This window comes from Pseudomonas sp. C2.3V (assembly GCF_058536325.1).
Map to the genome: position 1 here is coordinate 1,985,638 of NZ_JBZUBN010000001.1, position 20,078 is coordinate 2,005,715.

General features: G+C 55.6%; 19 protein-coding genes. 13 read left to right on the forward strand and 6 right to left on the reverse strand.

Going from position 1 to position 20,078, the window contains the following annotated elements:
* Window positions 1-55: 55 nt before the first annotated feature.
* Genes AC4LF3_RS09335 through AC4LF3_RS09345 form a run of 3 tightly spaced genes read right to left on the reverse strand, consistent with a single transcriptional unit; the run spans window position 56 to window position 2,885 of the window.
* Complete coding sequence (locus AC4LF3_RS09335) at window positions 56-1,237, reverse strand: MFS transporter (RefSeq protein ID WP_491835150.1); 1,182 nt, start codon at window positions 1,235-1,237, stop codon at window positions 56-58.
* A 54-nt stretch (window positions 1,238-1,291) separates the two neighbouring features.
* Entirely contained in the window at window positions 1,292-2,056 is a 765-nt protein-coding gene (locus tag AC4LF3_RS09340) for an SDR family oxidoreductase (protein ID WP_491835151.1), read from the reverse strand.
* A 31-nt stretch (window positions 2,057-2,087) separates the two neighbouring features.
* Window positions 2,088-2,885: an SDR family NAD(P)-dependent oxidoreductase gene (locus AC4LF3_RS09345; protein ID WP_150347469.1), complete on the reverse strand. Its 798-nt coding sequence runs from the start codon at window positions 2,883-2,885 to the stop codon at window positions 2,088-2,090.
* Between the two features lie 104 nt (window positions 2,886-2,989).
* Here AC4LF3_RS09345 and AC4LF3_RS09350 point away from each other — a divergent pair, with 104 nt between their 5' ends.
* The 3 genes from AC4LF3_RS09350 (at window position 2,990) to AC4LF3_RS09360 (ending at window position 6,371) form a co-directional block, all read left to right on the forward strand.
* Complete coding sequence (locus AC4LF3_RS09350) at window positions 2,990-3,946, forward strand: GlxA family transcriptional regulator (RefSeq protein WP_491835152.1); 957 nt, start codon at window positions 2,990-2,992, stop codon at window positions 3,944-3,946.
* Window positions 3,947-4,270: 324 nt separating this feature from the next.
* Window positions 4,271-5,182: a 5-dehydro-4-deoxyglucarate dehydratase gene (kdgD, locus tag AC4LF3_RS09355; protein WP_197870447.1), complete on the forward strand. Its 912-nt coding sequence runs from the start codon at window positions 4,271-4,273 to the stop codon at window positions 5,180-5,182.
* A 133-nt stretch (window positions 5,183-5,315) separates the two neighbouring features.
* The gene (locus tag AC4LF3_RS09360; RefSeq protein WP_239380788.1) at window positions 5,316-6,371 is read left to right on the forward strand and encodes an Ldh family oxidoreductase; all 1,056 of its coding nucleotides are present in this window, start codon (window positions 5,316-5,318) and stop codon (window positions 6,369-6,371) included.
* Between the two features lie 40 nt (window positions 6,372-6,411).
* On the opposite strand, the gene rnk is transcribed toward AC4LF3_RS09360, so the two are convergent.
* Complete coding sequence (gene rnk / locus AC4LF3_RS09365) at window positions 6,412-6,825, reverse strand: nucleoside diphosphate kinase regulator (RefSeq protein ID WP_491835153.1); 414 nt, start codon at window positions 6,823-6,825, stop codon at window positions 6,412-6,414.
* A gap of 240 nt (window positions 6,826-7,065) precedes the next feature.
* Here rnk and AC4LF3_RS09370 point away from each other — a divergent pair, with 240 nt between their 5' ends.
* A complete protein-coding gene (locus AC4LF3_RS09370) occupies window positions 7,066-7,200 on the forward strand; it encodes a hypothetical protein (RefSeq protein WP_010798202.1) in 135 nt (44 codons plus the stop codon).
* 68 nt (window positions 7,201-7,268) lie between these two features.
* On the opposite strand, the gene AC4LF3_RS09375 is transcribed toward AC4LF3_RS09370, so the two are convergent.
* Window positions 7,269-7,421 carry a macro domain-containing protein gene (locus AC4LF3_RS09375; protein WP_019365865.1) on the reverse strand — a complete coding sequence of 51 codons (153 nt, stop codon included), beginning with the start codon at window positions 7,419-7,421 and terminating at the stop codon, window positions 7,269-7,271.
* Between the two features lie 704 nt (window positions 7,422-8,125).
* Here AC4LF3_RS09375 and AC4LF3_RS09380 point away from each other — a divergent pair.
* The 9 genes from AC4LF3_RS09380 to AC4LF3_RS09420 all read left to right on the forward strand — a co-directional run bounded on the left by AC4LF3_RS09380 (window position 8,126) and on the right by AC4LF3_RS09420 (window position 18,735).
* Window positions 8,126-8,761 carry an MEDS domain-containing protein gene (locus AC4LF3_RS09380; protein WP_122042630.1) on the forward strand — a complete coding sequence of 212 codons (636 nt, stop codon included), beginning with the start codon at window positions 8,126-8,128 and terminating at the stop codon, window positions 8,759-8,761.
* A 41-nt stretch (window positions 8,762-8,802) separates the two neighbouring features.
* The gene (locus AC4LF3_RS09385; protein WP_491835154.1) at window positions 8,803-10,428 is read left to right on the forward strand and encodes a hybrid sensor histidine kinase/response regulator; all 1,626 of its coding nucleotides are present in this window, start codon (window positions 8,803-8,805) and stop codon (window positions 10,426-10,428) included.
* Window positions 10,429-11,176: 748 nt separating this feature from the next.
* Window positions 11,177-11,926 (forward strand): GntR family transcriptional regulator, encoded by a 750-nt coding sequence (locus tag AC4LF3_RS09390; protein ID WP_286788053.1) that lies wholly within the window; start codon window positions 11,177-11,179, stop codon window positions 11,924-11,926.
* Complete coding sequence (gene prpB / locus AC4LF3_RS09395) at window positions 11,923-12,819, forward strand: methylisocitrate lyase (RefSeq protein ID WP_404627471.1); 897 nt, start codon at window positions 11,923-11,925, stop codon at window positions 12,817-12,819. The genes AC4LF3_RS09390 and prpB overlap by 4 nt, the downstream gene beginning before the upstream one ends.
* Before the next feature lie 75 nt (window positions 12,820-12,894).
* The gene (gene prpC, locus AC4LF3_RS09400) at window positions 12,895-14,028 is read left to right on the forward strand and encodes a bifunctional 2-methylcitrate synthase/citrate synthase (protein ID WP_404627469.1); all 1,134 of its coding nucleotides are present in this window, start codon (window positions 12,895-12,897) and stop codon (window positions 14,026-14,028) included.
* A gap of 61 nt (window positions 14,029-14,089) precedes the next feature.
* Window positions 14,090-15,574, forward strand: coding sequence for a 2-methylcitrate dehydratase (gene prpD / locus AC4LF3_RS09405; RefSeq protein ID WP_289927833.1), 1,485 nt, complete (start codon window positions 14,090-14,092; stop codon window positions 15,572-15,574).
* A gap of 246 nt (window positions 15,575-15,820) precedes the next feature.
* On the forward strand, window positions 15,821-17,161 hold the full coding sequence (locus AC4LF3_RS09410; RefSeq protein WP_010798210.1) for an MFS transporter: 1,341 nt from the start codon (window positions 15,821-15,823) through the stop codon (window positions 17,159-17,161).
* A gap of 21 nt (window positions 17,162-17,182) precedes the next feature.
* Complete coding sequence (locus tag AC4LF3_RS09415) at window positions 17,183-18,439, forward strand: gallate dioxygenase (RefSeq protein ID WP_491835155.1); 1,257 nt, start codon at window positions 17,183-17,185, stop codon at window positions 18,437-18,439.
* Window positions 18,440-18,513: 74 nt separating this feature from the next.
* Window positions 18,514-18,735 (forward strand): DUF7740 domain-containing protein, encoded by a 222-nt coding sequence (locus AC4LF3_RS09420; protein WP_010798212.1) that lies wholly within the window; start codon window positions 18,514-18,516, stop codon window positions 18,733-18,735.
* A 33-nt stretch (window positions 18,736-18,768) separates the two neighbouring features.
* Here the strand turns inward: AC4LF3_RS09420 and AC4LF3_RS09425 are convergent, their stop codons facing one another.
* On the reverse strand, window positions 18,769-19,974 hold the full coding sequence (locus AC4LF3_RS09425) for a LysR family transcriptional regulator (protein WP_312270774.1): 1,206 nt from the start codon (window positions 19,972-19,974) through the stop codon (window positions 18,769-18,771).
* Window positions 19,975-20,078 lie beyond the last annotated feature (104 nt).

A 20,078-nucleotide genomic window follows, 5' to 3' on the forward strand; every position in this document is an offset into this window, starting at 1 on the left:
GCGTATCCATACGGCTCTTCTACGATAGGTCGTTGTGGTTAACCTTTCATACGATTTACGCCACTGGAATAGCAGCCTTAGTCTGACTGTATGACACCACAAGGCAGACAGTTGCCATAACAAAGAACAGTAATGAGGCGCTTAGCACGCCCGTATAGCCATAGGCAGGATAGACCCAGCCCGCCACTGCCGATCCAAATCCAATGCCGCAAAACATGAAGGAAGCCGTCAGCGCCAGGGCGATACCGCGTCGTTCCGGCATACGCTCGACTACCCGCCGTTGCTGTGAAGGCCATACCATGTCCGTAGCGAATGCCCATAGAACCAGCACAGGCAGCAGCCAGCCCAGGCGAGCGGGACCGTATCCCAAGAGTAGAAGCGTTAAGGCCAGGAGGCTGATTCCGGACAGAAGCATATGCTCTGCACTGTAACGTCCGGCAGCCCGTGTCACGAACAGGTTGCCTGCTACGCCCGCTATGCCCAGCACGGCCAGGGCAACAGACACGTCTTCTGGCCCACCGTGATACACATCGCGGATGATGGGGGACAGAAACGCATGGGTAGAAAACACGCCTGAAGTGATGAAAAACACCACCAGAAAGGTACTGAGCGAACCAAGGCGTGTGAGCAGGGATACAACCGTTGAAACCGCGATGCGCTCACCTTGCACATGGTCGGGAACGAATCGGGCAATCAGAAGGGCAGTCATGAGGCCCGCGACGCTCAGCATCAAATAAAGCGAGCGTACGCCCCAATGCTGAGCGATCCAGGCGGCCAAGGGAATGCCTGCCATCCCGGCCACGCTCAATCCCAACAATATAATGGCAATGGCGCGGCCTTGCTGGGCCCGGTCAACCAGGGCTGAGCCCAGTGCACCTAATACCGGACCGATAAAGCCTGCGCCCAATCCCATAAGAACGCGAGCCAGCACCAGCACGCCGTAATTTGGCGCCAGTGCGAAAAGAAGCGAAGCGCTGCTGAAAAGGCCCAGGCCAAGCAGAACCTGCCGCCGTCTGGGAAGGTGTCCCAGAACGACCTGCAGCAGGGGCGCAGCCAGGGCAAAGGTGATGCCGAAGAGGGAGATCAGGTACGCGCTTTGGGTATCGGTCAGCAACCATTCCTGGGAAATCTGCTGCAGACAGCCAACCACGGACAAAGCACCTACCGCCTGGACGAAATACGCAAAACTCAAGGATCGCAATGCAAGCAAGGTGGGTGGTGCGATAAGACCTTTCATGAGCGTCTCCAGTGAATCACCCAGGCCACCCGTGGCGAGTAGCCTGGGGCGTATTCAGCCGACAGGAATAGGGTTGGCAATCAGGGCTTGGTTGAACTGCTCTACCAACGCATGCTCATTGGGGCCGGGATTGGCGCGGAAGGCCGCAACACGATCGACAATGACTTCCGTTTCAGCGCTTTGCAGCTTCTCCAGAATCTCTGTAATGAATTCATCCAGCGGCATGGCGCGTGGATCACCACTCTTGTGAATGAGATCGGTATCGACCCACGGGGGTGCGATTTCCAGCACCTTTACTGACGTATCCCGAAGCATGAAGCGCTGCGACAGGCTATAGGAGTGAATCGCCGCCTTGGTGGCGGAGTACAGTGCGGTAACTGCCAGCGGTACATAGGCCAGAATCGAACTGTTGTTGATGATGTACGCTTTGGGCTGCCGCTTTAGATGTTCTACAAATGCAGCACTGACCCTGACCGGACCCAGGAGGTTGGTCGTGAGCAGCTGCACCGCCTGTTCATCGTCCAGTGCGCCGGAGGCCGCATTATCGAACGGCATGACGCCAGCATTGTTGATGATGACGTTAAGGGTAGGGTGGCGCTCGATGACTGTTTGGACGACGGCTTTGATCTGTTCCGGATCGTTGATATCCAGCGCGATGGTATCGATACCGGGATTAGCCCTGGCGACTTCATCGAGCAGGGCTTGGCGTCTGCCCGCAACGATAACCTTGTTCCCACGTTGATGAAAGGCTTCGGCCAGTGCACGACCAATACCAGACGTACCGCCAGTGATGAAGATAGTGTTTCCGCTTGTGTTCATGGTGAAGTCTCCTGGTTGAATGTAGAAGTGATCAGTACGAGGCGTAGCGGGAGGCAGGCGTATTGCTGGAGAGCTGCGTGGCCAGGGCCTGGCGGGCCGCTTCAAGGGCTTCCCAGCGTTCGAGGGCGTGCAACGAAGGAATGGTGATCAGCTCGCCCTGGTCAAAGCCGGCCAGCGCTGCTTTCACCAGGTCTTCCGGTGACATGACGATGCGTTTGTCGAGGTTTTCCAGCGGCAGACCGCCGATATCCCAGAATTCAGTGGCCGTAGCGCCGGGCAGGACGGCCTGTACGCGGATGCCTTTGTCGGCCAGTTCATGGCTCAGAGACTGAGAGAACGCCGTCACGTACGCCTTGCTGCCGCCGTAGACGCCATTGAGGATCTCTGGTGCAAGGCTGACGATGGAGGAGATATTGATAATGGCGCCCTTGCCGCGGTGGACGAATCCCGGAACGGCAGCGTAGGTAAGGCGAGTGAGTGCCGTCACGTTCAGGTCAATCATTCGCACCATCTGCTCGACATCGCTCCCGAGCAATGGGGTGTGAGTACCGATTCCCGCGTTGTTCACCAGAAGAGTGATGCTGGCGTCTTCCTTGAGCTTTGCCTCAACGGCTGCTAAAGATGATTTATCGTTGAGATCGGCAGGCAGGACCTCCACGGCTCGTCCGGTCAGCGTGGCAATGCGCTCGGCCTGAGTGTTGAGTCGCTCACGGTTGCGGGCAACCAGAATCAGGTCATAACCGCGACGGGCCAATTGCTCGGCATATACCGCGCCGATACCGGAAGAGGCGCCAGTGATGAGTGCAGTGCCTTGATGAAGAGTGTTCATGATGCTGCTCCGTTTGGGTGGGTGTGGAGGCATCATGCAGTGAATTGACCGCGACCTAAATGACGTTTATGGTGCGTTTTCAGGACATCGTCAGGGAGACGATCATGCACCGAGTAGGCTACATGCTGTCAAACGGGTTCCAGATCCTTTCACTGGCGACGCAAACGGTTTTCGAATATGCCAACGTGGTGGCAGGCGAGCCGTTCTACGAAGTCGAGAACTTCTCGCTGGAGGGCGGCGAGGTCCGCTCCTCGCTTGGCCTGACGGTGGGTTCCCGGGCACTCGGGCCCAATAGCCAGGCGGATACCTGGATCGTGGCGGGGGTAAACAACCCACTGGCTGCACCATCATCTGACGCTGTGCTTGGTTTTATTCAGGACGCCAGTACCCAGGCGCGCCGGATGACCGCAATCTGTACCGGTGGCTTTGTACTGGCGGAAGCTGGATTACTGGCGGGACGACGTGCGACCACCCATTGGGCATATGCACGGGAGTTGCAGCGGCGTTATCCTGATATCCGTGTCGAGGAAGATCGTATCTATATCACGGACGGTCCGATGTGGACGTCAGCCGGGATGACGGCAGGGCTTGATCTGACACTTGCAATCGTGGAAAAGGATTTGGGTAATGAGGTTGCCCGGTCGGTAGCGCACAAGCTGGTCATGCACCAACGACGTGCCGGTGGTCAGAGTCAGCATTCCGAAATGCTAAACCTTGCACCTAAGTCTGATCGTATCCAGAACGCCCTGAACTATGCCCGACAACACCTGAGCCGCCCCCTGAGCGTGGAAGAGCTGGCCGAATCCGTTCACCTCAGCCCGCGTCAGTTCAGCCGTGTCTTTACGGCAGAAACTGGCCAATCGCCTGCCAAGGCTATCGAGAGTCTGCGTCTGGAAGCAGCTCGACTCATGATCGAGCAAAGTCGTCATTCATTGGATGTGATTGCCAAGAAAACCGGCTTTCGTGATCGCCGCCATATGCGAGAGGCCTTTATACGTGGCTTCGGCATGCCACCACAGGCAATACGGCGAGGTAATGCGATGACTGAAGAGATGCTCTGAAGGGAAGGGCGCATACGGCCGTGCGGCAAGATGCTTGGCAATATTCAATCGGTTGGAAGCATAAAAAGGACTGGGAATAAGCCAACTCTACCGATTTGAATAAAAACGGTTAGGCTCTTCATGTAGCCAAAGCCATGACGCCTATTGCCCTGTAATTGTAAGAAATTGTTCTGTTGTTTCAGCCATTTGCTCTAGGTTGCGCCTTTCCAGTCAGACATAGACTCTCATCTAGGTTGCACTTTACTTTCTATAGTCATACGATGTCGTACAACAAGTAGCGGTTATTCCTTAGCCACGTACGCCATCAAGCAAGGTGCAATAAAAATGACTCCACAAGAACTCAAGCACACCCTTTCATCCGGATTGCTGTCCTTTCCGGTAACCGATTTCGATGCGCAGGGCGATTTCCGCCGCGATACCTACATCAAGCGCCTGGAATGGCTGGGGCCCTACGGCGCCAGCGCTCTGTTTGCGGCTGGCGGCACCGGTGAGTTCTTCTCGCTGGACCAGAAGGAATACTCCGACATCATCAAAACGGCCGTGGACACCTGCAAGGGCATGGTCCCGATTCTGGCCGGTGCCGGTGGTCCAACCCGCGTGGCGATCCAGCAGGCTCAGGAAGCCGAGCGCCTGGGCGCCCAGGGCATCCTGCTGCTGCCGCACTACCTGACCGAAGCCAGCCCCGAAGGCGTAGCTGCGCATGTCGAGGCGGTGTGCAAGTCCGTCAAGTTTGGCGTGGTGGTGTACAACCGTAACGTCTGCCGCTTGAAGCCTGACCAGCTGGAAATGCTGGCCGAGCGCTGCCCCAACCTGATCGGCTTCAAGGATGGCATGGGTGACATCGAGCTGATGGTCTCCATCCGCCGTCGCCTGGGTGATCGCTTCACCTACCTGGGTGGTCTGCCGACCGCTGAAGTCTATGCCGCGGCCTACAAGGCACTGGGTGTACCGGTGTACTCCTCGGCGGTGTTCAACTTTGTTCCCAAGACGGCCATGGACTTCTACAAGGCCATCGCTGCGGATGACCACGAGACCGTGGGCAAGCTGATCGATGATTTCTTCCTGCCGTACCTGGACATCCGTAACCGCTGCGCAGGCTATGCGGTAAGCATCGTCAAGGCGGGTGCGAAGATCGCAGGTTACGATGCCGGTCCGGTACGCGCACCGTTGACCGACCTCAAGCCTGACGAGTACGAGCGTCTGGCTGCGCTGATGGACAAACTCGGTCCGCAGTAAGGCTCTGTGAGTGGGCTGGCCTCTCAGGCTGGCCCACCAGTTAATAAACCTGCAAGACTGGCCGCCTGCCTGGCCATTTCCATAACCCATTTCAAATGCTTCTCTGACACGACAATTCTAAAAAGGAGAATCCATGACTGCCTCAAGCGCTTCCCAGACCCATGCTTCTGGGCAAGACACGGTTCACCTTACGCTTGATGACGTACGGGCACTGGCGACGCGTGTGCTCCAACACTATGGCTTTACCGCACCTCATGTCCGCTACGTTACCGAAACGTTAGTGGCTGGCGAGCGCGATGGATGTTCATCCCATGGTCTGTATCGGCTGTTGTCCTGCATCAATACCTTCAAGGCAGGCAAGGTCTCTCCGGATGCCGAGCCAGAACTGCATGACATAGCGCCCGCTCTGGTACGCATCGATGCCAAGGGTGGCTTTTCGCAAGTCGCTTACCAGATGGCACTGCCACATCTGATCAAGAAAGCCAAGACGCTGGGTATCGCTGCGTTAGGCATCAACCACTGCGCTCACTTTTCTGCTCTCTGGGCAGATATCGAACCGCTTACGGATGCCGGTCTGGTTGCCTTGGCCTGTACGCCCAGCCATGCCTGGGTGATGCCTGCCGGTGGGAGCAAACCACTTTTCGGAACCAACCCTTTTGCCTTTGGCTGGCCTCGTCCAGGCAAGCCTGCATTCATCTTTGATTTTGCGACCAGCATGGTGGCGCGCGGTGAAATTGAACTGCATCGCCGCGCCGGCAAGCCTATTCCTGAAGGGTGGGGCGTTGACGCTGAAGGCAGGCCTTGTACCGATCCGGCCACCGTGCTTGACAAGGGTGCCATGCTGACATTCGGAGGGCATAAAGGCTCGGCTCTGGCCGCAATGGTGGAGCTGATCGCTGGTCCCCTGATCGCCGACATGACCAGTGCCGAGTCGCTGGCATTTGATAACGGCGCACGGGTTACTTCCATGGGAGGCGAGCTGATTATTGCTATCGATCCGCAACGCTTCCTGGGTGAGCAGGCTGAGACCGAGCTTGCCCGTGCCGAAAAGCTGTTCGAGTCCATGGTAGCCCAGGGGGCGCGTCTACCTTCGCAGAGGCGTTATCAGGCTCGTGAAAAAAGCCTGCGTGAAGGGGTCTGGATACCCAAGGCACTCTACAACGATATCCAGGCGCTGGTAAGCGCTTGATCCGGCAGGAGGAGCACACCTGATGCTCCTCCTGACCTGCCTACCGGTGATATTGCCCGGCCTGTTCAGGCTGAAAGGGGATATCCATGATCCTGACCTTGAGCATTCCTTTGCCTGGGGTGGGCCACTCAATGTAGGCCCCGATGGACAGCCCCAGCAGTGCACTGCCTACCGGGGCGAGGATAGAAACCTGCCCCGAATCGCCTGCAAGATCCTTGGGATACACCAGTGTCTTGCAGAATTCCTCACCAGTTGCGTCCATGCGAAAGCGCACGGTTGAGTTCATGGTGACGACCGTAGGCGGTATCTCATGCGGATCGACAATATCCGCTCGACCAAGCTCCTCCTGTAAGGCGGTTTGCATGGAGTGTTCGCTGGCCGGCAGGGACTCGAGCAAATCTTCTATCCGCTCAAGGTCCAGTGAGGACACGACAATATCCGGTTTCATGGTCATAAAGGCTCTTGTTGAAAGTGTGCATCCTGTTGTGAATGCTGGGGAAATAACGTCTTGCACGGAATCGAGTATGGACCGCTTATCCGCTTTCAACTACCTGAAACCATTAACGCCTGTTTCTGTAGGCAGTGCGATCCCTTGCAGGGAGGAGGCGTGCTGAACAGGCTTTTGCGGTTTACAAGCGTTTGTTGAACGCATGGCCTGATCAGGTATCAGATGACAAACACGCAGAGGTGATTTATGAGCAACCCGGAAAACATGCCTGATCAAGGCCAGACGCCTGACGAATATGATGAATACGGTGACGTTCCTGATACCCAGGACACGCCTAACATGGATGAAAGGCCAGACGTGGACGACAGTCCGTTAGGGTGATACTGGGCTAGCAAGACCTAGGCAGCCGTCAGGGGCGGTTGCATCAGTGAGGCAAAAGCGCACGAAAGCTAAGGCAGATACTCCACCAGGGTATGGTCAAGGCCTGCCAGCTCTTCATTGATGAGGGCACCGAGGATTGCCCAGTCACCCTCTGCAAGCCCGGCGCCAATGCGAGGGTAGCCGATACGGCATCCCGAGAACCCTTGCCGAATCGCCCTCACGACTGCGCGGATAGCCTCATAATCTGCCTTGACGCCCTTTCCGCGCCAGTGAACTGAGTGTAAGCATTCACTACTGTAAGCTCGAGGTTGCCTTGCTTAATTCGGGCGCATGACTAAGTGCTCGTTTTTCCCGTACTCCTTTTGAAGCTAGGCAATCAGCTTCATAGGCTTCAGAAAACACCTGTTTTATAGACTTAGCGATTCCTACACCTATTTGGCACTGTAATTACATCCATGGACGATAACGTTGGACTGGCCCGCTAGAGCAAGTTTGACCAAATCTCCTTTTATTACCGGCATGATTCAGAGGCCTCCCAAATAAGATTAGTGTAACTGTTTGTATGTAAACGCATAAAACAGCCAGCAAGCTGAAGAGAGCCTGTACACTATTACCTATTCAAAGACCTTGTTTTTGACAAGCGAGCACACGAAAGCAATTTTTGACCCCTGCACATTTAGGCCGTGGCAAGGTTCTTGCGTCTTATAAGGTGACGGCAGAAAATTGTTATCTAGACTCAGCCAAAATGACTGGCTGGTCAGAATCTGTTTATTAAGCAAATAAAATCTTCTGCTAAATGATATTTAGCACTAAGCTTCTTCGCTAGCTAAACCGCCAAGCGGTAGAGGCAATTAGCCATCTTGGATGGGATTTCAAATTCAAGCTCGTCACGTCAGCTGCTGGTTGTTCTAGAGGACATCTACACATGAACGAATTGTCATTGGCAGGCACACAGATTGAACACTTTCATGTCTGCGCTTTTTTCGATAGTCGTGAACAGGAGTACGATGTCCTGGCCCCTTTCTTCAAGGAGGGGATTGATCAGGGCGAGAAGAATATACATATCGTAAATCCTGCCAAGATGGATGACCATCGGGTACGCCTTAACAAGGCGGGAATCGATACTCATGCCTGTGAGGCCTGTGGGCAACTTGAGGTTCAATCGTGGCAGGGTGCCTATCTTGATGAAGCCGGCACCTTTAATAAGGACCGCATGCTCAATACGCTGGAAAGTGCCTGCAAAGCCGCGCGGGAAGCTGGATTTCCACGCGTGCGTATCATGGGCAATATGGACTGGGTCTTTAATGATGTGCCTGGTGCTAAAGACATTCTGGCGTACGAGGCCGAAGTAAATGAAGTGCTTTCCCAGAACCGTCAACCAGCCGTATGTGTATATGACATTGCAAAAATGTCCGGCTCCATGATGATGGATCTCTTACGTACCCATCCGTTGACGCTTATCAATGGTGTAGTACAGGAAAATCCCTTCTATACCCCAGCATCAGAAATGCTGGCTGAGCTTGCCAAGCGTCAGGTCAAGGAAGACGCCTCGACCACCTGATATGTTATTTTCCTCCTTTCATTTCGCCTTTTTGGAAGACAATGAACCGTTACCCTGAATTATTACCGGTTCCCTCCCAGGAAGGCGATTCCTCAGAACGTGGTATCCGAGACCTGATGGGTCTTCTCGCCTTACCCGCCTTGTGGGCAGGGCGAGAGGGTGAAACGGTTCTTCGCCTCATGATTGAGGCCGCCGAACGTATTGTTCCCCTTCGCTTTAGCTATGCCCAGGCGTTGTTGGCTGATAATCCCTCCTTCAAGGGCCTTTTGCGAGTCGAGGGGCGTTATTGCCAGGGCGAAGAGTTATCTCGCTGGGAAGTTACAGCCGAAGCCTGGAAAAACACGCGTGTTCCTGACGGGCGAGCCTATGAGTCAGATACTCCATTGGGGTCCATGTACATTGTTCACTTGAGCATGGGCTATGGAACGTATGGTGGAAAAATCTGGTTTGGTTCTTCTGCGCCCGGTTTTCCAAGCATCAACCAATTAGCTCTTTTGCGAGCTGCTGCTTCATTGGCTGCTACAGGATTACAAGCCGCAAGGGCAGATTTTGAGCGTGAGCAAGCCAGTCGAGCCAAAGATGTATTTCTAGCGATGCTGGGGCATGAGTTGCGTAATCCCCTGGCACCCATTGTCATGGCGCTTGGACTGATCAAAAGAAGGCATCAGGGCCTGTTTCCGCGAGAGCTGCAGATCATCGAGCGGCAGGCTGATCATTTGTCGCGTCTGGTGGATGACCTGCTCGATATTACGCGTATCACTCGTGGAAAAATCGAAATCAATAAAGAGCCTACAAGCATAAAAGGAGTAGTGCTCCAAGCCCTTGAGAATACAAGTGCGCTTGTTGGTGACCGGCGTCAGCAGATCACTCATATATTTCCCGATGAAGAGGTCTGGGTGTCAGGGGACTCTGTCCGCCTGACCCAAGTCTTTACCAATCTACTGACCAATGCAGCCAAGTACACTCATGTTGGGGGCCAGATAGAGGTCGAGGTAAAGGCCGACGGCGGACAGGTTTCTATTCTGGTCAAAGATAATGGCTCCGGTATCAGCCCTCAGTTATTACCCCGTATTTTCAATATTTTCGAGCAGGGTGCGGTTACCATAGATCGGGCGAAAGGCGGATTGGGTATTGGTCTGGCCTTGGTCAAGAGTTTCATAAGCCTGCATGGAGGAACGGTAGCGGCTAGCAGCGGCGGTGTTGGCTGCGGTTCTACTTTTACGGTTACGTTGCCACGGCTCTTGTTGGCGATCAGCGAACCAATGCAGGTCCCTGAGGAAGATAGCAATACGGTAGTAAAACCGGCTCGGATCCTGATTGTTGATGACAACCTTGATGCGCTTGAAAGTACCCAGGCTGTCTTGCGTCAACAGGGACATACCGTCCAGGCAAGCAGTAATCCATTCGATGTACTGAATATAGTCCGTGAGTTCAAGCCCGAGGTTGCGGTGCTCGACATAGGGCTGCCCGACCTGGATGGTTTTCAGTTGGCCTCTATGCTCCGTGAGCATTTTCCTCCATCAGCGCTAGGATTGATCGCTTTGACCGGTTATGGGCAAGTTAAAGACCGGGAGCGTTCCAAAGCGGCAGGTTTTGATGTGCATCTGGTTAAGCCGGCTTCACTCCATGACCTGACAGCCGCTATTACACGTCTTTCATCAAAATAGATATTCTTTCCTGGTTTATAGCCTGCCTATGCGAGCGCAGGTTTAAACAGGATGAAAAGCCGGGTTATTGAAGAATAAGCCTTGAGCCATGAAGCGGGTAAATAACGACTTATTTCATGTCTGGCTTTAAGCCAAGGCCTAGTACTTTCCATATCCAACCCATCCGAACACCTGCGAGTCACGTTCAGACGCAACTCTTCTGGATACTCTCAAGCATGAACCTGCCGTAGCCGTACCGTCCTATCCTTATAGGATTCACAGTTATCGGTATGGGATTCTAATGAAGCCTGTCCGATTCGCTTTGACCGGCCTATGGGGTAAATGGGTGCTGTTGATAAACAAGGGCTAGGTTTACCTGAGTTTGCGCATCTTGAGGGCATCCGGTTATGACGAAGTCATGTTCGATTTGCCGGGACGGAACAGAAACGGGAGTTTACCAGCAGAAGTAGGGCAGCCCATGCCCAGCACCCGCTAGGAATAATTTGCTGGTGTGAGGAGCATTCCGCGCTACCCAAAGGCGGCTGAAAAGCTGGAGCACCAGCCCGTTGCACCAGAGTGTTCATATTGGCAAATAAACAATCTGACCTATTAGGGCCAGTACGGATAGCGCGTAGTGCTATGCCGGGCCCCTAGGTTTACAGTGATTGCCAACGCTGAAACCATAGGTGATTAAGATTGTTGACACTTTTCTGTTTTTGGGCCTAATGTCTGACGCAAAGGTCGCTAAAAAAATAAATGTGTCGACAGTATGAATCAACTAAGCGAAATACCTTCTGCCAATACGCCTGAAAGCGAGACGCTTTCGGAGCATGTCTTTCGCCATATCCAGGCGGCCATCATTAAGGGTGAAATTAAACCGGGCAGCAAAATTTCAGAGCCTGAGTTGGCGCGTACCTATGGGATCAGTCGAGGTCCATTGCGTGAGGCTATTCATCGTCTGGAAGGGCAAAAGCTGGTCGTACGCGTGCCCCACGTGGGCGCTCGTGTTGTCTCGCTGGGCCTTGAGGAGCTGGTTGAGCTCTATCAAATCCGTGAATCGCTTGAAGGAATGGCGTGCCGACTGGCAGCCGAACGCATGACCGACGCAGAGATTCTCGAACTGCGGCAGGTGCTAGAAACCCATGAGCACGACGCCTCGTTTCAAGCTGGGGTGGGGTACTACCAGCAGGAAGGCGACCATGATTTTCATTACCGCATCATTCAGGGCAGCCGAAACCGCACACTGACCCGCATGCTGTGCGATGAGCTGTATCAGCTGGTACGCATGTACCGGATCCAGTTTTCCGCCACACCCCACCGGCCGCGCCAGGCCTTTGCCGAGCACCATCGTATTCTCGACGCCATCGCTGACCGTGACGGTGAGCTGGCCGAACTCTTGATGAAGCGCCACATTGCTGCGTCACGGCGCAATATCGAGCGCCAACTTGACACTCAGCACCAACCCGAGCATGCCGTGGTAAGCGCGGCGTCTGCCAACAAGAATAGAGGTGAATCATGAGTCAGGGTCTTTCCATGCGTCCCGGCCAGCGTTTTCGAGAGGCTGTTGCGGTCGAACATCCGCTCCAGGTAGTTGGCACTATCAATGCCAATCATGCCTTGCTAGCCCAGCGCGCCGGCTTCAAGGCCATTTACCTGTCCGGTGGTGGCGTTGCAGCCGGTTCATTGGGGCTACCGGATTTGGGTATTTCAAACCTGGATGATGTCTTGACTGATGTGCGCCGGATTACCGATGTGTGCGACTTGCCATTGCTGGTTGACGTAGACACCGGGTTTGGCTCGTCAGCGTTCAATGTGGCCCGCACCGTCAAGTCAATGATCAAGTTTGGCGCGGCGGCCCTGCATATCGAGGATCAAGTGGGGGCCAAGCGCTGCGGTCATCGACCCAACAAGGAGATCGTCTCGCAGCAGGAAATGGTGGATCGCATCAAAGCGGCCGTGGATGCCCGGAGTGATGACAGCTTTGTGATCATGGCGCGAACCGATGCATTGGCGGTTGAAGGCTTACAGTCGGCTATCGATCGAGCCTGCGCCTGTGTAGAAGCGGGCGCGGACATGATCTTCCCAGAAGCCATGACTGAGCTTGGGATGTACAGAGAGTTCGCTGGCGCGGTGAAAGTACCGGTACTGGCAAATATTACCGAGTTTGGCTCGACGCCACTGTTCACAACCGAGGAGCTGGCCTCCGCAGATGTCTCGCTGGTGCTCTATCCCTTGTCGGCTTTCCGCGCCATGAACAAGGCGGCTGAAAACGTTTACACCGCGATTCGGCGCGACGGTACGCAAAAGAATGTAGTCGACACCATGCAAACGCGTATGGAGCTGTACGAAAGTATTGGCTACCACGAGTTCGAGCAAAAGCTGGATGCGCTGTTCGCCCAGAACAAGCGCTGATCCGGCGAAGGTCCGTCAGCTAACCTGACAGATGCAGTTGCACCATCCATAACAAGTCCAAGAAAGGAGAGAGCAATGGCTGAAGCAAAAGTATTGAGCGGCGCTGGCCTACGGGGTCAGGTCGCCGGCCAGACAGCCTTGTCTACCGTAGGTAAAGAAGGCGCTGGTCTGACCTATCGAGGTTATGACGTGCGCGAGCTGGCCGAGCATGCCCAGTTCGAAGAAGTGGCTTATCTGCTGTTCCGGGGTGAGCTGCCCACTCGTGAGCAGCTAAATGACTACCTGAATCGTCTGATGACCCTGCGTGATCTGCCACAGGCGTTGAAAGAGGTGCTTGAGCGCATCCCGGCGCAGGCGCATCCGATGGATGTGATGCGGACCGGCGTTTCGATGCTGGGCAACCTGGAGCCGGAGCGCAGCTTTGAGCAACAGCAGGTCGTATCGGATCGGCTGCTGGCGGCATTACCGGCTATCATGTGTTACTGGTATCGCTTCAGCCATCAGGGTGTGCGCATCAAGTGCATAACGGAAGAACCCTCTATTGCCGGGCACTTCCTCAAGCTTCTGCATGGCAAGGCACCCAACGAGCTGCACCGCAAGGTGATGAACGTGTCGCTGATTCTTTACGCCGAGCATGAGTTCAACGCCTCGACGTTTACCGCGCGCGTGTGCGCATCCACGCTTTCGGACATGTATTCCTGCATCACCGGTGCGATTGGTTCATTGCGTGGGCCTCTGCATGGCGGGGCCAACGAGGCCGCCATGGACATGATCCAGCGCTTCAAGTCACCTCAAGAGGCCATTGAGGGCACGCTTGGCATGCTGGAGCGCAAGGACAAGATCATGGGCTTTGGCCATGCCGTTTACAAGGATTCGGACCCGCGCAATGAAGTCATCAAGGTCTGGTCGAAAAAGCTCTCCGAGGAAGTAGGCGATACGGTGCTATTCCCTGTATCGGAAGCGATCGACCACACCATGTGGGAGCAGAAGAAGCTGTTCCCCAACGCCGATTTCTACCACGCGTCCGCGTACCACTTCATGGGAATTCCCACCAAGTTGTTTACCCCGATCTTTGTCTGCTCACGGGTTACAGGCTGGGCGTCCCATGTGTTCGAGCAGCGTGCCAACAACCGCATCATTCGCCCGAGTGCGGAGTACACCGGCGTCGAGCAGCGCCCGTATGTGCCGCTCGAAGAGCGCAGCGCGTAGATACATCCAAAGGCAGCGACTGCCGCTGCCTCACATAACAATGAACCATGAGAGCGAGAGCATGAGCGCCAACGTCGACCTGAACAATCGTCCTGACTATGACAAGGTCCTGCAGGACATCGCCGACTACATCCTGAACTACACGATCGACTCTACCGAGGCGCTAAACACGGCGCGTAATTGTCTGATGGATACGCTGGGGTGTGGCCTTCTGGCCCTGCGTTTCCCAGAATGCACCAAGCATCTGGGTCCGTTTGTGGAAGGGACCGTGGTGCCGTATGGCGCGCGCGTACCCGGAACGAGTTTTCGCCTGGACCCGGTAAAGGCTGCCTGGGATATCGGCTGTATCGTGCGTTGGCTGGATTACAACGACACCTGGCTCGCAGCGGAGTGGGGACATCCTTCGGATAACCTGGGCGGCATTCTGGCAGTAGCCGATCATTTGTCGCAAAAGCGCGTTGCGCAGGGCGAGGCGCCTCTGACCATGCGCGCCGTGCTTGAAGCCATGATCATGGCGCACGAGATTCAGGGCGTGTTTGCGCTGGAGAACTCCTTCAACCGGGTCGGGCTTGACCATGTCATCCTCGTCAAGGTGGCGTCGACGGCGGTTGCGGCCAAGTTGATGGGCGCCAATCGCGAGCAGATGCTTGCCGCTATCTCTCACGCCTTTGTAGACGGACAGGCATTGCGTACCTATCGGCACGCGCCGAATGCAGGTTCGCGCAAGTCCTGGGCAGCAGGGGACGCCACCAGCCGCGGTGTACGTCTGGCAGACATTGCCATGCGCGGCGAAATGGGTATTCCGGGCGTGCTGAGCGCACCTCAATGGGGCTTTTATGATGTGCTGTTCAGCCATACCAACAAAGACCTGGAGACCAAGCCGCAGGACAAGCGCCAATTCAGCTTCCCGCAGGGGTTTGGCAGTTACGTAATGGAAAACGTCCTGTTCAAGATCAGTTTCCCTGCAGAGTTTCACGCCCAGACGGCGGCCGAGGCAGCGGTCATTCTGCATCCCCAGGTTCGTGAGAAGCTCGATCAGGTCGAGAAAATCGTGGTGACTACCCACGAGTCTGCCATCCGCATCATTTCCAAGGTCGGCCCGCTGGCCAACGCGGCTGACCGCGACCACTGCCTGCAGTACATGATTGCCGTGCCGCTGTTGTACGGAGACCTGGTGGCCGAGCACTACGAAGATGCCTTCCATGCAGCGCATCCGCTGATCGATCAGTTGCGCGAGAAAATGGAAATCATCGAAGACCTGCGCTACAGCCAGGAGTACCTGGAGTCTGACAAGCGCTCTATAGCCAATGCCATCCAGGTATTCTTTAAGGATGGCACCTGTACCGACAAGGTCACGGTAGAGTATCCGATTGGCCATCGCCGTCGCCGCGACGAAGGCATCCCGCTGCTCGAGGCCAAGTTCAAGAACAACCTGGCTACCCGTTTCCCGGCACAGCGCTGTGAGCAGATTTTTGCTTTGTGTAAGGATCAGGCGACCCTCGAGCGTACTCCGGTCAATCGGTTCGTTGATCTCTTTGTCATCTGACGTATCCCTTCAGGCCCGTATGACACGGGCTTGCCTTCCTTTCAGCCTCAGGCACCCGAGTATCGTTTCGCTCAGGTGCCTGACGCCCTCATAAAAAAATCAGATACCCCCTTAAGCATTTCCCAGACGACGGGCCAGGCGAGTGGCTTTAACGTCTGGGCTGACCGTGAGGCAGTTTCGTTCTGCCATCACGTGATAAGCCCTATGGGCATTCGAATCACCATAAAAACAACAAGGGTGGCCGTCATGCACACCGACTCGCCTGTCGACGTTAAACAATGGATTGATAACCGGCCTGTCTCGGGCTATCAGTGGTTGATCCTTGTCCTGTGTTTTTTCATCGTCCTGTTCGATGGTGTGGATGTCGCCGTCATGGGCTTCATTGCGCCGTCACTGATGCAGGACTGGAATCTATCCAAAACCGCCTTCGGACCGGTCATGAGTGCGGCCATGGTTGGCCTTGCGGTGGGTGCATTGGTTGCGGGCCCTTATGCCGACCGCTTCGGTCGCAAGACGGTACTGCTCGGTGCCGTGACTGTATTTGGTGCGCTGAGCCTGGCATGCGCCTTCGCACGTAACCCTTATGAGCTGGCCATCCTGCGTTTTCTCACCGGGGTAGGGCTCGGGGCGGCGATGCCCAATACGACGACACTGCTTTCGGAGTATTTACCCGAGCGCTATCGCTCCGTGCTGATTACCGTGATGTTTACCGGGTTCAACCTGGGCTCGGGTGCCGGCGGCTTTGTAGCTGCCTGGCTGATTCCCCATTATGGTTGGCAGTCTGTGCTGCTGGTGGGTGGCCTTCTACCTATCCTCTTGCTGCCGTTCCTCTGGCTGTTTTTGCCTGAGTCTGCCCGGTTTCTTGTCGTAAAAGACGCACCTGCCGCCCGTATCGCCAAAGTGCTGAATCGACTGGGTGGCCAGTTTACGGCGCAAACACGGTTTATCACGCTTGAGCCTACGGTTCACCACAAGGCGCCGGTTCGCGCCTTGTTTGCAGAGCGTTATCGTTTAGGAACGTTTTCCCTCTGGGTTACCTATTTCATGGGGCTGCTCGTGATCTACCTGATGATGGGCTGGTTGCCTACGCTGATTCGTGAGTCCGGTATCCCGATCGAGCGTGCAGCGACTATCACAGGACTGTTTCAGATTGGCGGGACGGTAGGAGCAATCGTGGTTGGCTGGATCATGGACAGGCGCAATCCCAATCGTGTTATTGCAGGCTCCTATGCTTTGGGCGGTGCGTTCATCCTGCTCTTGGGTGCCTTTGGCCTGGAATCCAGCCTGCTGACACTTGGCGTTATCGCGGCGGGCTTTTGCATGAGCGGCGCGCAGACAGGTCTTAATGCCTATGCCCCCGGCTATTACCCTACCGAGTCCCGCGCCACAGGTGTGAGCTGGATGTTGGGGATAGGCCGCTTTGGTGCGATCTTCGGCTCGGTAATCGGTGGTGCGGTGCTGAGCCTTGGGCTGAGCTTCGGATTGATTTTTGCAGTGCTGGCGATACCGGCTTTCGTGGCAGCGCTGGCCATACTGGGCAATGGTTATGCTGCACGGCGTGCAGCCCAGCCTGCCTTGGCGTCTTGATCATTCATTAAGGATTATTTTATGGCACGTATTATCGGAGGCCTGGCCGTCTCGCACACGCCTACGATCGGCTTTGCAGTCGACCACAACAAGCAGGAGGAGGCCGCCTGGGCGCCCATCTTCAAGAGCTTCGAGCCGATGAAGGGGTGGCTTAAGGATAAGCAGCCTGATGTGCTGTTTTATATCTTCAACGATCACATCACCTCGTTCTTCTTCGATCACTATTCGGCCTTCGCCCTGGGCGTAGACGATCACTATGGTGTGGCAGACGAGGGCGGTGGCGTACGTGGACTGCCTGCCATTGGTGGGCATGCGGCGCTGGCCCGGCATATCGGGGCCAGTCTCATGGCTGATGAGTTCGACATGTCGTTCTTTCGTGACAAGCCGATCGACCATGGTCTGTTCTCGCCCATGTCTGCGCTGCTGCCGTTCGAGCCGGAATGGCCGGTAGACGTAGTGCCTCTGCAGGTCGGTGTGTTGCAATTTCCGATCCCGAGTGCCAAGCGCTGCTACAACCTGGGACAGGCCTTGCGGCGTGCCATCGAGAGCTATCCCGAGGATCTGAAGGTGGTCATTGCTGCCACGGGTGGTGTGTCCCATCAGGTCCATGGTGAGCGGTGTGGCTTCAATAATCCTGAATGGGACGCCCAGTTTGTTGATCTCTTTGTCAACGACCCCGCGCGTCTTACCGAGATGACCATTGCCGAATACGCAACGCTGGGTGGACTTGAGGGGTCGGAGGTCATCACTTGGCTGATCATGCGTGGTGCGCTCTCATCCAATGTAAAGCTGATTCACCAGGATTATTACCTGCCTTCGATGACCGGGATCGCGACGCTGCTCCTGGAAAACCAGGCACGGCCATTACCCATCGACGTACAAGCCCGCCACCGCGAACACATGAACCATCAGTTGGCCGGTGTCGAAAAGCTGGAGGGCACGTACCCGTTTACGCTGGAGCGCAGTGCCAAAGGGTATCGGCTGAACAAGTTCCTGCATGGCATGATCACTCCGGCCTGGCGTGAGCGTTTTCTGGAGGAACCGGAGGCCATGTTCGAGGAAGCCGGCCTGACTGACGAAGAACGCGACCTGATTCGACGCAGCGATTGGCGTGGGCTGATTCACTACGGTGTTATTTTCTTCCTGCTAGAGAAGCTCGGCGCGGTGGTAGGGGTATCCAACCTGCACATCTATTCAGCCATGCGTGGTCAATCACTGGAAGAGTTCCAGAAAACGCGTAATCAGCAGGTGCTGTACTCGGTTGCTGGAAAGAAATAACTCCAACCCAGGGCGCGGTGCCTGTCGCTGCGTCCATTCACTAAATGGCGATAGTCCATTGGCAGTCTGGTGTCATGACGTTTCTGGAAGCACTTCTCGCCCTGGCACTTGCTGCCGAAATACACGACTCTAACGAGGCCGTAACACGAACGGCCAAGCGATGCCTTGACCAGATTCCTGCCAAATACAAGGCAGTAGTGGCATCCATCGCAGACAGTCCTTCACCACTGTTTTGCGTCAAGGTGCTGATCAAAACCATCCCTGACAGCGTTATTGGCAAAGTGGGTGCGGTCTAGGCTGGCTTATAAAGCGCCTGCATCCCAGTAAAATCAGGCGTCCAAGCGCTCCAGGGCTACTTCACGGATCTTTTCCATCAACGCTTTGGCTGCAGGTGAGTGCAGGCCACCGGTGCGGTAGATCAGACCTATGGCGCGGGTGGTATGGCGAAGCCGCAAGGGGAGACGTTGCAACTCGCCTGAGGCGATCTCGTATTCAAGTTGATGGGCTGAAACGACAGCCAACATATCAGAGCGTACGAGCAGCCCACGGATAATCGCCAGATCCCCCGTTTCAACTACCGGTAGTGGCGTTTCCGTACCCAGCTCGCTAAAGAAGGCATCGAGCTGGTTGCGGGCCGGCGAGCCTGCACGGGGCAGCACCCAGCGAGCATGGATAAGGTCATTGGTATTTACCCCCTGATCCAGTAATGGATGGCCCCGGCGTACCAGTACCACCAGCTCTTCAGTCAGCAGCGTTTCACCCAACAGATCGCTGGCATAGTCGGAGGGGCGCAGGGCGCCCAGTACAAAGTCGATGTCACCGGCCCGCAGGTCGGTAGCCAACAGGTCAAACGCACTTTCATTGGTCGCCACACGAATTTGAGGGTACGCAGAGACGAGGCGCACAATAGCTTCAGGCAACAGCCGGGTTCGCCCCAAGGGCAAGGCACCCACCATGACGGTTCCCTGGAGCGAGCCGCGTAGGGCGGCAATGTCGGCATCGATATGGCGCAGCTCATTCAATGCCCGACGAATCGGCAGGACAATATCCAGGCTCGCTCGTGTAGGCTGAAGGCCTTTGGGAGTGCGCTCGAACAGTGTATGGCCGCAACCACCTTCCAACACCTTGAGGGCTGCACTCACAGCGGGTTGGGTCAGACCGAAAAGGGTAGCTACCGTTTGCATATGGTGGGTTTCGCACAGCTTGACGAACACTTCCAGACGCCGGGTATGCATCAGATAAAGGGGTTCGGTGATCGCGCCTGGATGGGTACCCAGCAAGCGGGGTACTGTCTCCAGCTCAGCCAGTGCCTGTCGTGCACGAGGCAAGATGCGGGCGCCGTAATCGGTCAGCCGCATTCCATTGGCATGCCGTTCGAACAATGCAATGGTAAGCCGCTCTTCCAGGTCGCGAATGGAACGGGTGACAACCGATTGCGCGCGGTACAGTACTTCAGACGCCTTGGAAACACTGCCTTGGTCCGCCACCCGGACAAACGCGCGTATCTGCATCAGATTGGGAAGTTCGGCAGTCATGGTGTTCTCTTGGCAGGGCACATGCCTGCATCATGCGCGCGGCGTGTTGATAAGTAAAAGGTATACCTGCTCTAGCTGAACGCAATATTCGCTCAGGATCAGCC